Raw genomic sequence first — 13,269 nt, 5'->3', positions numbered from 1 at the left:
TCGAAATGCGTTGTCCAAGCGGTGTTGTCGAGAATGACGAACTTCATACGAAGAGTTCGTGAAAAAAAATAAGAAAGGGTTTAGGATGAATTCGAACGCGCTTGCTTCTGCGCAGTCATAGAAGGCAGGCACGTCTTCAGACTCAGGCGAGGGAGGTAGCATGGATATTTACAGCAGCTTCGCGAACCGCTTCGAAAAAACGCGAGAGGAAGAGTTCTCGCTGGAGGAGTACCTCGCGCTCTGCAAGAACGATCCGTCAGCGTACGCCACGGCTGGCGAACGCATGCTGGCTGCAATCGGGGAACCGGAACAAGTCGATACCCGCAACGACCCGCGCCTGTCGCGGATCTTCGCGAACAAGGTTATCAAGGTCTATCCCGCGTTCCGTGAGTTCTACGGAATGGAGGAAGTGATCGAGCAGGTGGTCGCGTACTTCCGCCACGCTGCGCAAGGGCTCGAGGAAAAGAAGCAGATCCTCTACCTGCTCGGCCCGGTGGGCGGCGGGAAGTCGTCGATCGCCGAGCGCCTGAAGCAACTGATGGAGCGCGTGCCGTTCTATGCGCTGAAGGGTTCGCCCGTCAACGAATCGCCGCTCGGGCTGTTCGACTACGACGAGGACGGCCCGATCCTCGAAGAGCAATACGGCATTCCACGCCGCTACCTGAAGAGCATCCTGAGTCCGTGGGCCGTCAAGCGCCTGCACGAATACAACGGCGACATCCGCCAGTTCCGCGTGGTGCGCCGCTATCCGTCGATCCTTCGTCAGATCGGTATCGCAAAGACGGAGCCTGGCGACGAGAACAACCAGGACATCTCGTCGCTCGTCGGCAAGGTCGACATCCGCAAGCTCGAACAGTACGCGCAGGACGATGCCGATGCGTACAGCTATTCGGGCGGCCTGTGCCTGGCGAACCAGGGCCTGCTCGAATTCGTCGAAATGTTCAAGGCGCCGATCAAGGTGCTGCACCCGCTCCTGACCGCGACGCAGGAAGGCAACTTCAAGGGCACCGAAGGATTCGGCGCGATTCCGTTCGACGGCGTGATTCTCGCGCACTCGAACGAGTCGGAGTGGAAGGCATTCCGCAACAACCGCAACAACGAGGCGCTGCTCGACCGGATCTTCGTCGTGAAGGTGCCTTACTGCCTGCGCGTGTCGGAAGAGACGAAGATCTACGAGAAGCTGATCCGCAATTCGTCGCTGGCCGAAGCCGTGTGCGCGCCGGGCACGCTGAAGATGATGTCGCAGTTCTCGGTGCTGTCGCGCCTGCACGAGCCGGAGAATTCGAGCCTGTTCTCGAAGATGCAGGTGTATGACGGCGAAAACCTGAAGGACACCGATCCGAAGGCGAAGTCGTACCAGGAGTATCGCGATTACGCGGGCGTGGACGAAGGGATGACGGGCGTGTCGACACGCTTCGCGTTCAAGATCCTGTCGCGCGTGTTCAACTTCGATTCGAGCGAGGTCGCGGCGAACCCCGTGCACCTGATGTACGTGCTCGAACAGCAGATCGAACGCGAGCAATTCCCGCCGGAGACCGAGCAGAAATACCTGTCGTTCGTGAAGGATGTGCTCGCGTCGCGCTATGCGGACTTCATTGGCAAGGAGATCCAGACGGCTTATCTCGAATCGTATTCGGAGTACGGGCAGAACATCTTCGACCGCTACGTCACGTATGCGGACTTCTGGATCCAGGATCAGGAATTCCGCGATCACGACACGGGCGAGAGCTTCGACCGCGCCGCGCTGAATGCGGAACTGGAGAAGATCGAGAAGCCGGCCGGGATCAGCAATCCGAAGGATTACCGCAACGAGATCGTGAACTTCGTGTTGCGCGCGCGGGCGGCGAACGCCGGGAAGAACCCCGTGTGGACGAGCTACGAGAAGTTGCGCGTCGTGATCGAGAAGAAGATGTTCTCGAATACCGAGGAACTGTTGCCGGTCATTTCGTTCAACGCGAAGGGGTCGGCGGAGGAGCAACGCAAGCATGAGGACTTTGTGAACCGGATGGTCGCGAAGGGCTATACGCCGAAGCAGGTGAGGCTGCTTTGCGACTGGTACCTGCGCGTGCGCAAGTCGTCATGACGCGCGCGGTACCGCGCCCGTACGGCGAGTCCGTACGGGCACCTTCAGAGGCGCCGCCCGCATGACGGCAGACGGCATGCGCGGCGAGTGCCCCGGCAGATCGATTTTCGAGCGGGAGACCGGGAGTGCTTCATCAAATCATCGACCGCAGGCTGGCCGGCAAGAACAAGAGCATCGCCAACCGCGAACGCTTTCTGCGTCGCGTCAAGAACTACATTCGTCGTGCCGTGTCCGACGCGGTGCGCGACCGTAGCATCAAGGATATCCAGAGCACGCAAAGCATCACGATTCCGCGCAAGGACATCGCCGAGCCGAATTTCCGGCACGGGCCTGGCGGGCGTCGTGAATATGTGCACCCGGGCAACGAAGACTACGTGCGCGGTGACAAGATTCCGCGTCCGCAGGGCGGTTCGGGTGGCGGCGGCAGTCAGGCGAGCAACGAGGGCGAAGGGCAGGACGACTTCGTGTTCGAGTTGTCGCGCGACGAATTCATGCAGTATTTCTTCGACGATCTCGAACTGCCGCGCCTCGTGAAGACGCACCTGCTGACGGTGCCGAGCTGGAAGAACGTGCGCGCGGGCTGGTCGGCGGAAGGCACACCGAACAACATCGACGTCGTGCGTTCGCTGCGCAGCGCGCTCGGCCGGCGCATCGCGCTCGGCTCGCCGCTCGTCAACGAGTTGCGCGAGCTGGAAGCGCAGCTCGAGGCGATGAAGCTCGACCCGGAAGACCGCCGCGCGGAAATCGCGACGCTCGAGGCCGAGATCCATCACCTGAAGGGGCGCATCTGGCGGATCCCGTTCATCGATCCGTTCGACCTGCGCTACATCAATCGCGTGAAGCAGCCGCAACCGTCGAGCCAGGCCGTGATGTTCTGCCTGATGGACGTGTCGGGCTCGATGGACGAGCAGCGCAAGGATCTCGCGAAGCGCTTCTTCATCCTCCTGTACCTGTTCCTGAAGCGCAACTACGAGCGCATCGAGGTCGTATTCATCCGACACCACACGCGTGCCGAGGAGGTCGACGAGGACACCTTCTTCCATTCGACCGAAAGCGGCGGCACGGTCGTGTCGAGCGCGCTCGAACTGATGCGCAAGGTGATGAACGAGCGCTACTCGCCGACCGAGTGGAACATCTACGGCGCGCAGGCGTCCGACGGCGACAACTGGACCGACGATTCGCCGAAGTGTCGCAAAATCCTGGAAGAGGATATCCTCACCAAGACGCGTTACTTCGCGTATATCCAGGTCGCACCCGAAGAGCAGAACCTGTGGCTGGAGTATGCGCAACTGGCGCTGTCGCAACCGCACCTCGCGATGAAAAAAGTCGAATCGGCTGCCGACATTTACCCGGTGTTTCGCGAATTGTTCGAAAAGCAGGTGGAAACGTCATGACGACCCGCCATCTGCACAACGAGTCGCGCGGCTACGCGCCGCGCCCTTCCGGCGACGACACGGCCGGCCCTGCCGCATCGCAGCAAAGCGGCCGGACCGAGCCGGCGGCGCCGGCCGCCGACTTGCCCGCTGCCGGGCAGAAGGAAGCGCGTATGAACGTTGCCGAACGCAAGCCGCTGCCGTGCCCGTCCGACTGGACCTTTGAATTGCTCGAGGAATACGACACGCACATCTCGCAGGTCGCCGAGCAGTACGAGCTCGACATCTATCCGATCCAGCTCGAACTGATCAGCGCCGAGCAGATGATGGATGCGTATGCGTCGGTCGGGATGCCGGTCAACTATCGCCACTGGTCGTTCGGCAAGCATTTCCTCGCGACCGAGAAGAGCTATCGCCGCGGCCAGATGGGGCTTGCCTACGAGATCGTCATCAACTCGAATCCGTGCATCGCGTATCTGATGGAAGAGAACACGATGACGATGCAGGCGCTCGTCATCGCGCACGCGGCGTATGGCCACAACTCGTTCTTCAAGGGCAACTATCTGTTCAGGCTGTGGACCGACGCGCATGCGATCATCGACTATCTCGTGTACGCGAAGAACTACGTCGCCGAATGCGAGGAGCGCTACGGGCTCGACCGCGTCGAGGAACTGCTCGATTCGTGCCATGCGCTGATGAACTACGGCGTCGACCGCTACAAGCGGCCGCAGAAGCCGTCCCTGTCGAAGGAGGCCGCGCTGCGGCGCGAGCGCGAGGCGTATCTGCAGTCGCAGGTCAACGAGCTGTGGCGCACGCTGCCGGGCAAGAAGCCCGAGCAGATGGAGGAGCAGGAGGAGCGCTATCCGCCCGAGCCGCAGGAGAACCTGCTGTATTTCGCGGAGAAGAACGCGCCGCTGCTCGAGCCGTGGGAGCGCGAAGTGATCCGCATCGTGCGCAAGATCGGCCAGTATTTCTATCCGCAGCGGCAGACGCAGGTGATGAACGAAGGCTGGGCGACGTTCTGGCACTACACGCTGCTCAATACGCTGTACAACCAGGGCAAGCTGGAAGACGGCTTCATGATGGAGTTCCTGCATTCGCACAGCAACGTGGTCTATCAGCCGCCGGTCACGAAGCCGTACTACAGCGGGATCAACCCGTATGCGCTCGGCTTCTCGATGATGAGCGACATCCGGCGGATCTGCGAGGCGCCGACGGAAGAGGACTACAAGTGGTTTCCGGAGATCGCGGGCACACCGTGGCTGCCGGCGATGCACTACGCGATGCGCAACTTCAAGGACGAGAGCTTCATCGCGCAGTACCTGTCGCCGAGCCTGATCCGCGAGATGCGGCTGTTCTCGGTGCTCGACGACGACATGCGCGATTCGCTCGAGGTATCGGCGATCCACGACGAGTCCGGCTACCAGTACGTGCGGCAGGCGTTGTCGCGGCAGTACGACATCCATCACCGCGAGCCGAACATCCAGGTGTGGGCGGTGAACACGCGCGGCGACCGCAGCCTCACGTTGCGCCACTTCATGACCGACAACCGCCATCTGTCGAACGACAGCGACGAAGTGCTCAAGCACATGGCGCGGCTCTGGCAGTTCGACGTGTTCCTGGAAAGCGTCGACGAGGCCGGCACCGTGCGCAAGCGCTACGAGTGCCGCTACGTGCCGCCGGAGGTGCGTGTCTGAGCATCGAGACCGGGAATAGTTTGCACCGGACGCCAGCCTCGCGGCTGGCGTTTTCATATGACGAACGCGTGGCGCGAGAAAATTTTTCTACATCCGGACGAACCCGGAAAGCCTTTTACTTTACATTTCGCTAAAATCCCGTAGCGCCGTGCGCCGGAACCGGTGCCACGTGCGACCGCACGCGGCGGCCCCCAGCCGTCTCGCCCAGAAAGCACTAAAAGGAACAGACCAACCCATGGACGTCCAGACCGACCAAGCTGCGCTGTCCGCGCAAGACACCCGGCGGCGCGTATTCGCCATCGTCGGCGCCTCGTCGGGCAACCTCGTCGAGTGGTTCGACTTCTACATCTACTCGTTCTGCGCGCTGTACTTCGCACCGGCGTTCTTCCCGAGCGGCAACACGACGACGCAGCTGCTGAACACGGCCGGCGTGTTCGCGGCCGGCTTCCTGATGCGTCCGATCGGCGGCTGGCTGTTCGGCCGTATCGCCGACCGTCATGGCCGCCGCGCGGCGATGATGATCTCGGTGCTGATGATGTGCGGCGGCTCGCTCGTGATCGCGGTGCTGCCGACCTACGCGCAGATCGGCGCGCTCGCACCGGCGCTGCTGCTGGTCGCCCGTCTGTTCCAGGGCCTGTCGGTGGGCGGCGAATACGGGACGAGCGCGACCTACATGAGTGAGGTCGCGCTTAAAGGGCGGCGCGGCTTCTTCGCGTCGTTCCAGTACGTGACGCTGATCGGCGGCCAGCTGTGCGCGCTGCTGGTGCTGGTGATCCTGCAGCAGGCGCTGTCGAATGACGAACTGAAGGCGTGGGGCTGGCGCATTCCGTTCGTCTGCGGCGCGGCGGCCGCGCTGATCTCGCTGTACCTGCGCAAATCGCTCGACGAGACGTCGACGAGCGCATCGCGCGACAAGAAGGATGCGGGCACGATCCGCGGCGTGTGGCGTCACAAGGGCGCCTTCTTCACGGTGGTCGGTTTCACGGCCGGCGGCTCGCTGATCTTCTACACGTTCACCACGTACATGCAGAAGTACCTGGTGAACACGGCCGGCATGCACGCGAAGACGGCCAGCAACGTGATGACCGTCGCGCTGCTCGTCTACATGCTGATCCAGCCGGTGTTCGGCGCGCTGTCCGACAAGATCGGCCGCCGCACGTCGATGATCCTGTTCGGCGTGTTCGCGGTGATCGGCACGGTGCCGCTGATGCACACGCTGAAGACCGTGACGAGCCCGACGGCCGCGTTCGTGCTGATCACGATCGCGCTCGCGATCGTCAGCTTCTACACGTCGATCAGCGGCCTCATCAAGGCCGAGATGTTCCCGCCCGAAGTGCGCGCGATGGGCGTCGGCCTGTCGTATGCGGTCGCGAACGCGATCTTCGGCGGCTCGGCCGAGTATGTCGCGCTGTGGTTCAAGTCGAAGGGCAGCGAGGAAACCTTCTACTGGTATGTGACCGTGCTGTGCGCGATCTCGCTGCTCGTGTCGTGGCGGATGCGCGATCCGAGCAAGGTTGGGTATCTGCGTCACGAACCGTGATCGGCGGGGCAGCCTCGCGAAGCTGCCCGCATCGACCGGCAACGTGCAACGGGACGGCGCTCCGCCTCACAGGCGGCGCGCCGTTTTTTCATGCGCGACGGCTTCGCATGGACGCGTGCAAGCTCATCGCGGGACGCGCGATATCGATATCGGAATCGCTTCGTTGTTCGCCGCGGGCGGTGCTTTTATTCTGAACCCGTAGTTCGTGTGACACCTCCTTGACTGGGATTCGCGCCCGCTGCGTGCAGCGGGCGTCTTTTTTTCGAAGCGTTGCGCGATGCCCGTCGCCTGCAAGCCTCATCACGAAAGCCGCAGAGCAAAGCACCATTTGTTGGTTCGGAATCGCCGCACGCGCTGATACGTTGGCGGCTTCGCGACGACACACAACGTCGCGATGTTCCTCGAACCGGCCGCCGCGCGATCCGCGGCGGCCTTCATGACAAATCAGGTCGTGCTCATGAAAATCCACACTCTCGCTACGTGGCTCGTCGGGGCCGCCCTCGTCACGGCCGGCACGGTCGCGCACGCGGACCGCCTCGACGACATCAGGAAGGCCGGCGTGCTGCGCGTCGCGACCTTCGACAGCAATCCGCCGTTCGGCTATGTCGACGGCAAGAGCAATCACATCGTCGGCCTCGACGTCGACTATGCGAAGGCATTGGCCGACAAGCTCGGCGTGAAGCTGCAACTGCAGCCGACCAATCCCGCGAACCGCATTCCGTTCCTGACTTCCGGCAAGGTCGATCTGGTGCTCGCGAACTTCACGATCACCGACGAGCGCGCGAAGCAGGTCGACTTCAGCATCCCGTATTTCTCGTCGGGCCAGCAGTTTCTCGCGAAGAAGGGCGTGCTGAAATCGGCCGACCAGTTGAACAGCCTGCGCGTCGGCGCGGACAAGGGCACGACGAACGAAATCACGCTGCGCGAGAAATTCCCGAAAGCGACGATCGTCGCGTACGACGACACGCCGTTCGCGTTCGCCGCGCTGCGCGCCGGCAACGTGCAGGCGATCACGCAGGACGGGCCGAAACTGATCGGCCTGCTCGCGAACGTGCCCGACAAGCAGAACTACGAGATCCCGGCGTTCACGATCTCGAACGACTACATGGGCGTCGGCGTGCCGAAGGGCGAGACACGCCTGCTCGGCTTCGTCAACGACACGCTGAAGGGCCTCGAGGCGAACGGCCGCGCGGGGCAGATCTACGACGCGTGGTTCGGGCCGACGACGAAGACGCCGCTCACGCGCATCTTCCGCATCGGCGACAAGACCTGAGTCCCACGCCAGGTGCGCCGCGTTCCGCCGCCGGCCACGCCGGTGCGCAGGGGCCGCGGCGCTTTCCGTTTCTTTTCGATCGCGCGCTTCGCGCGCGCACCAAGGCATGCTCGGGTTGGCTCCCAAATATCTGTCCTGGCTCTGGCAGGGCTTCCTGCTGACGCTCGGCCTCGCGGCCGCGTCGGCGCTCGCCGCGACCGTCGGCGGGCTGCTGCTCGCCGTCATGCGGCATGCGCGCGGCATCGTGCCCCGTACGCTGGCGGCCGGTTACGTCGTCGCGTTCCGCAACACGCCGCTGCTCGTGCAGTTGTTGTTCTGGTATTTCGGCGTCGCGTCGTTGCTGCCCGATACGTGGGTCGCGTGGCTGAACGCGCGCCATCAACTGAGCGCGGGCCCGTTCACGCTTGCGTGGCCGTCGTTCGAGTTCGTCGCGGGCTGGTTCGGGTTGAGCGCGTACACGGCCGCGTTCGTCGCCGAGGAATGCGAAGCCGGGCTGCGCGGCGTGCGCCGCGCGCAGCACGATGCGGCTGCGGCGCTCGGCCTCACGCCAATGCAGTCGCTGCGCTACGTCGTGCTGCCGCAGGCCGTGCGCATCGCGCTGCCGCCGTTGTTCGGGCAATACATGAATCTCGTGAAGAACTCGTCGCTCGCGATGGCGATCGGCGTCGCCGAGCTGTCGTATGCGTCGCGGCAGGTCGAGACCGAGACGTTCAAGACGTTCGCCGCGTTCGGTGTCGCGACCGTGCTGTACATCGCCGCGGTGGCCGCGATCGAGGCCGGCGCATACGCGGCCACGCAATGGCGCGACCGGCTCGGGGCGGGGCGTTGACGATGGACTTCTCGCTGCTGCTCGACAACCTGCCGCACCTGCTCGTCGGCGCGTTCCCGGACGGCGCGCTCGGCGGTGCCGCGCTGTCGCTCATGCTCGCGATCGCGTCGGCGCTCGCGTCCGCGGTGCTGGGCGTAGCGCTCGGCGTCGCGATGGCGCTCGCGCGCGGCCCGCTGCGCGTGCTGCTGCTCGCGCTCATCGGCTTCTTCCGCGCGATTCCCCTGCTGATGCTGATCTTCTGGACGTATTTCCTGATGCCGATGCTGCTGCACATGGACGTGCCGGGGCTCGCGACGGTCGTGTGTGCGCTGGCGCTGATCGGCGGTGCGTATCTCGCGCATGCCGTGCATGCGGGCATCGTCGCGGCAGGCGACGGGCAGTGGCAGGCGGGGCTGTCGCTCGGGCTCACGCGCTGGCAGACCGTGCGCTACGTGCTGCTGCCGCAGGCGATCCGGATCATGACGCCGTCGTTCGTCAACCAGTGGGTCGCGCTCGTGAAGGACACGTCGCTCGCGTACATCGTCGGCGTGCCGGAACTGTCGTTCGTCGCGACGCAGGTGAACAACCGGCTGATGGTCTATCCGGCGCCGATCTTCCTGTTCGTCGCGGCGATCTATCTGGTGCTGTGCACGTCGCTCGACGGCGCGGCGCGCTGGCTGCTGTCGCGTCGCCCGCCTGCGGAGCGCGTCGCGCGGGCGGCGGCCGAGCGCACGGAACCCGCGCGGTGACGACGGGCGCGTGCGAAGCCCGCCGCGCATTGCCGGCGATGAAGATCGGTCGCTTGCGGCGATCCGCTGCGGGCCGCGTCGCCACTGCTCGAGCGGCGACGGGCGTGATGAGGTTCGGGGTGCGTCGGTGCGTCGGCGTCAGGACGCGCTGTAGTGCGTATCGAACACCGAGCGCAGCGTCGACGGGCCGGTCGCGAAGTCGCCCCACAGCGGGCCGTCGCTCTGCGCGAACGCGAACGGCGTCGTACTGATCGACGCGAGGCGGAAGCGCCATTGCGTCGCTTCCTGGCGGAACGCGGTGAGCTGCATGTCGGACAGCCCGGTCTGCGCGTTCGCGAGCGTGACGAGCGGATCGACCGGATCGTTCGCGACGCGCACTTCGAAGTGCAGATGCGGGCCGGTGGCCGCGCCGGTCATCCCGACCGAGCCGAGGCGTTGCCCCTGCTTCACGGTTTCGCCGGTCTTCAGTCCGCGCGCGTACGCGGACAGGTGGGCGTAGTAGGTCGAATAACCGTCCGCGTGATCGACGATCACGTAGTGGCCGTAGCCGCCCGGATCGGTGCCGACGAACGACACGACGCCATCGGCCGCCGCATTGACCGGTGTGCCGGACGGCGCGGCGAGGTCGACGCCGGTATGGAACGCCATCGCCTGCGACAGCGGGTGGATGCGTTCGCCGAAGAAGGAGCTGATGCGCGTCCACTTGACGGGCATCGTGAACGCGGCCGCCTCGAGCGGTGCGCCGTCGAGCGTGTAGTACGCGCCGTGGTCGGCGCCCGGCGCGCGGAACCAGATCGCGCCGAACGTGCGGCCCGCGACGCGCAGCTCGAGCGCGGTGAGGTGCGGCGTGCCGTTGTTGGTGTCGTACGCGAGGCGGTAGTAGTCGCCGCGCCGTGCGCCGGCGCGCATATCGACCTTGCCGGTGACGAGATCGCCGAGCTGGATGCGCACCTCGGGCGGTACGTCGAGACGGTTCAGCGTATCGGACAGCGTGAGTTCGATGTCGCCCGCGCGCATCCCGTGCTGTTGTTCGGGCGGCGCCAACTGGAACAGGCTCGTATAGCCGAGCATGTCGTTGCGGTGCGCGCTGAGCGGCGCGAACAGGCCCGGCTGCAGGCTGCGCTCGCCGCGTCCATTGAGTTCGTTGCGCTCGCCGATCGTGCGCGCGAGTTCGCTCGTCACGAAATGTTGCGCGGTGGGAAACGGCGTGTCGGACAGCACGCGCTGCGGCAGCGCGGCCGTGCCCGAATCGACGGCCCCCGGCAGTTGCGAGACGGCCGGCAGCGCGGCGGCGAGACCGAAGGCGGCGAGGGCGCCGAGGACGGCGGCCGGCACGAGCGCGCGCACGAGGCGCTGCGCGCGGCCGGGCGCGAAAGCATCAGGGGTTGCGGCAGGCTTGACCAAAGGTGTCCACATCCAGGAAAGCGGTTCAAAGAGGTGTGGGCGGGAGCCATCGGCGGCATGTCCGCCGGGTGGCGACGGGGGCAGGCGACGGGCGTGCAACAAAACAGGCCCCGCCAGGGGCCTGTGTCGTTTCCGTTCGACCCAACTCGCGGGCAGGCCCGCTTCGAACGGCGGCGTGAACTTTCCGGGTCGCACCCGGATTACCACGAAGACGCTAAAGAAAGATGACAGCGTCAGTCTACCGATGTTCCGCGAAACGTTAAAAATTTTAAAGAGGGTCAGCTCATTCGTTTCGCACTGCGGTAAATCGGGTTAAATCAGCATTTATTGCGCGGCTTTTCGTCAAGCAGGCAATTTTTGCGCGGGCACCCGTAGCGCGCTGGACGTTCTGACCGCGTCGAAGCCGGCGTCGAGCATCGCTTCCGCGTCGTTCCACAAATTGCCGCGCAACCGGTTGGTCCAGATCATCGACGCGAACACGCCTTCGAGCAGCGACACGAGATAGACGGCCGCGAGATGCACGTCGAGATCGGCGGCGAGTTCGCCGGCCGCGATCGCGCGGCGCAGCAGCGCCTTGGTGATGCGCAGTATCTGCAGCTCGAGCAGCATGCGGCGCCGCAGCAGCGCGCCGTTCTCCTCGCTCTGTTCGCACTTCGTATAGAGGATCACGAGCACGCGCTGCATCGAGCCCGGCTCGCCGCATCGCTGCAGGTAGTGCGATGCCGCGCGGCGCAGCGTGGCGAACGCGGGCAGGCTGTCGACCGTGTCGAAGCCTTCCGACGTGCGAGCGAACGCGCGGTCGCACATCGCGAGACACACTTCCATCTTGTTGCGGTAGTGGCCGTACACGGCGCCCCGCGACATCCCGGCGGCCTCGGCGAGGTCCGCCATCGCGGTTTGCGCGACGCCTTTCTCGAGCAGGACGAGCTCGGCGGCGTCGAGGATCCGGTGCTTGATGGCGAGCGATTCTTCCCGGGTCTTGCGGGCCATGGCGTGAATTTCCTTACAGTTCGCTGTCGCTTAATTGACACAGTGACGCGGTCGGATTGCAACCACATGTATTTAATCAGTCGTGACTGATTATAATCGGCCACCCTGAGCCGCCGCATTGTATCGGCGGCGAACGATCCGAGGTCATACATGAACAACAAACGCTCCCTGGAGCGCCGCCTTCGGCTGGCGCCGTTCGCGCTCGCAGCCATGCTGCTCGTGACCGGATGCGGAAAGGGCGAACAGGACAAGGCGCCGGAGGCCATTCAGCACGCGACGGTCGTCACGGTGCGTCCGACGGCCGTGCCGATGACCGTCGAATTGCCCGGCCGGCTCGACGCGTATCGGCAAGCGCAAGTGCGCGCGCGGGTCGCCGGCATCGTCACCGCGCGGACTTACGAAGAAGGCCAGGAAGTGAAGCAGGGCGCGGTGCTGTTCCGCATCGACCCGGCACCGCTGAAGGCCGCACGCGACGCCGCACAGGGTGCGCTCGCGAAGGCGCAGGCCGCCGCGCTCGCGGCGAGCGACAAGCGCCGCCGTTACGACGACCTCGTGCGCGACCACGCGGTCAGCGAGCGCGATCACACGGAGGCCGTTGCCGACGACGCGCAGGCGAAGGCCGGCGTCGCTTCGGCGAAGGCCGAACTCGCCCGCGCGCAACTGCAGCTCGACTATGCAACCGTCACCGCGCCGATTTCGGGCCGCGCGCGGCGCGCGCTCGTGACCGAAGGTGCGCTCGTCGGCCAGGACCAGGCGACGCCGCTCACGACCGTCGAGCAGCTCGATCCGATCTACGTGAATTTCTCGCAGCCGGCGGCCGACGTCGATGCGTTGCGCCGTGCGGTGAAGAGCGGTCGCGCGACGGGCATCGCGCAGCACGACGTCACGGTGACGCTGTTGCGTGCCGACGGCACCGCGTACCCGCTGAAGGGCAGGCTGCTGTTCAGCGATCTCGCGGTCGACCCGACCACAGATACCGTCGAGATGCGCGCGCTGTTCCCGAATCCCGAACGCGAACTGCTGCCGGGCGCGTACGTGCGGATCGCGCTCGACGCGGCCGTCGACCAGCGCGCGATCCTCGTGCCGCGCGATGCGCTGCTGCGCACGGCCGACCGCACGTCGGTGCGCGTGGTCGGCGCGAACGGCAAGGTGAAGGACGTCGAGGTCGTCGCCGACCGGATGAGCGGACGCGACTGGCGCATCACGCGCGGCCTCGCGGGCGGCGAGCGCGTGATCGTCGACAACGCCGCGCAGTTCGCCCCCGATACCGCCGTCAAGCCCGTCGAGCAGGCAACGCCGACGAAGGCTGCGTCACAGGCGGCCGCCCGTCAATCCTGACCGGTTCACCGAGA

General features: G+C 65.1%; 10 protein-coding genes. 8 read left to right on the top strand and 2 right to left on the bottom strand.

Going from position 1 to position 13,269, the window contains the following annotated elements:
• Positions 1–160 precede the first annotated feature (160 nt).
• From WS66_RS21255 to WS66_RS21225, 7 genes are all read left to right on the top strand, one after another.
• Positions 161–2,083, top strand: a complete 1,923-nt coding sequence (locus tag WS66_RS21255) for a PrkA family serine protein kinase (RefSeq protein WP_059606682.1) — start codon at positions 161–163, stop codon at positions 2,081–2,083.
• A gap of 125 nt (positions 2,084–2,208) precedes the next feature.
• Positions 2,209–3,477: a YeaH/YhbH family protein gene (locus WS66_RS21250; RefSeq protein WP_059606685.1), complete on the top strand. Its 1,269-nt coding sequence runs from the start codon at positions 2,209–2,211 to the stop codon at positions 3,475–3,477.
• Positions 3,474–5,153: a SpoVR family protein gene (locus WS66_RS21245; RefSeq protein WP_059606687.1), complete on the top strand. Its 1,680-nt coding sequence runs from the start codon at positions 3,474–3,476 to the stop codon at positions 5,151–5,153. Before WS66_RS21250 ends, WS66_RS21245 begins: the two co-directional genes overlap by 4 nt.
• A gap of 235 nt (positions 5,154–5,388) precedes the next feature.
• A complete protein-coding gene (locus WS66_RS21240; protein ID WP_059606689.1) occupies positions 5,389–6,693 on the top strand; it encodes an MFS family transporter in 1,305 nt (434 codons plus the stop codon).
• 457 nt (positions 6,694–7,150) lie between these two features.
• Complete coding sequence (locus WS66_RS21235) at positions 7,151–7,966, top strand: ABC transporter substrate-binding protein (protein WP_059606940.1); 816 nt, start codon at positions 7,151–7,153, stop codon at positions 7,964–7,966.
• Between the two features lie 106 nt (positions 7,967–8,072).
• The gene (locus tag WS66_RS21230) at positions 8,073–8,795 is read left to right on the top strand and encodes an amino acid ABC transporter permease (RefSeq protein WP_059606690.1); all 723 of its coding nucleotides are present in this window, start codon (positions 8,073–8,075) and stop codon (positions 8,793–8,795) included.
• A 2-nt stretch (positions 8,796–8,797) separates the two neighbouring features.
• On the top strand, positions 8,798–9,523 hold the full coding sequence (locus tag WS66_RS21225; RefSeq protein WP_059606692.1) for an amino acid ABC transporter permease: 726 nt from the start codon (positions 8,798–8,800) through the stop codon (positions 9,521–9,523).
• Between the two features lie 138 nt (positions 9,524–9,661).
• Here WS66_RS21225 and WS66_RS21220 read toward each other — a convergent pair whose 3' ends face one another.
• Both WS66_RS21220 and WS66_RS21215 read right to left on the bottom strand, forming a co-directional pair.
• Complete coding sequence (locus WS66_RS21220) at positions 9,662–10,939, bottom strand: M23 family metallopeptidase (RefSeq protein WP_059606694.1); 1,278 nt, start codon at positions 10,937–10,939, stop codon at positions 9,662–9,664.
• Between the two features lie 330 nt (positions 10,940–11,269).
• Positions 11,270–11,917 carry a TetR family transcriptional regulator gene (locus WS66_RS21215; RefSeq protein WP_059606696.1) on the bottom strand — a complete coding sequence of 216 codons (648 nt, stop codon included), beginning with the start codon at positions 11,915–11,917 and terminating at the stop codon, positions 11,270–11,272.
• A gap of 150 nt (positions 11,918–12,067) precedes the next feature.
• Between WS66_RS21215 and WS66_RS21210 the strand changes: the two genes are divergently transcribed.
• Positions 12,068–13,255, top strand: a complete 1,188-nt coding sequence (locus WS66_RS21210; RefSeq protein ID WP_059606698.1) for a MexX/AxyX family multidrug efflux RND transporter periplasmic adaptor subunit — start codon at positions 12,068–12,070, stop codon at positions 13,253–13,255.
• Positions 13,256–13,269 lie beyond the last annotated feature (14 nt).

The sequence above is a fragment of the Burkholderia sp. LA-2-3-30-S1-D2 genome (genome assembly GCF_001523915.2).
Taxonomy (GTDB): Bacteria; Pseudomonadota; Gammaproteobacteria; order Burkholderiales; family Burkholderiaceae; genus Burkholderia; species Burkholderia diffusa.
The sequence above is the reverse complement of the archived record's forward strand: the minus strand, read 5'-3'. Positions and strand labels throughout refer to the sequence as shown.

What these genes read in the sequence shown, in the direction of transcription:
- WS66_RS21215 (WP_059606696.1), bottom strand. Translation starts at nt 11,917, where the DNA reads ATGGCCCGCAAGACCCGGGAAGAATCGCTCGCCATCAAGCACCGGATC.
- WS66_RS21225 (WP_059606692.1), top strand. Translation starts at nt 8,798, where the DNA reads ATGGACTTCTCGCTGCTGCTCGACAACCTGCCGCACCTGCTCGTCGGC.
- WS66_RS21255 (WP_059606682.1), top strand. Translation starts at nt 161, where the DNA reads ATGGATATTTACAGCAGCTTCGCGAACCGCTTCGAAAAAACGCGAGAG.
- WS66_RS21230 (WP_059606690.1), top strand. Translation starts at nt 8,073, where the DNA reads ATGCTCGGGTTGGCTCCCAAATATCTGTCCTGGCTCTGGCAGGGCTTC.
- WS66_RS21235 (WP_059606940.1), top strand. Translation starts at nt 7,151, where the DNA reads ATGAAAATCCACACTCTCGCTACGTGGCTCGTCGGGGCCGCCCTCGTC.
- WS66_RS21245 (WP_059606687.1), top strand. Translation starts at nt 3,474, where the DNA reads ATGACGACCCGCCATCTGCACAACGAGTCGCGCGGCTACGCGCCGCGC.
- WS66_RS21240 (WP_059606689.1), top strand. Translation starts at nt 5,389, where the DNA reads ATGGACGTCCAGACCGACCAAGCTGCGCTGTCCGCGCAAGACACCCGG.
- WS66_RS21220 (WP_059606694.1), bottom strand. Translation starts at nt 10,939, where the DNA reads ATGTGGACACCTTTGGTCAAGCCTGCCGCAACCCCTGATGCTTTCGCG.
- WS66_RS21210 (WP_059606698.1), top strand. Translation starts at nt 12,068, where the DNA reads ATGAACAACAAACGCTCCCTGGAGCGCCGCCTTCGGCTGGCGCCGTTC.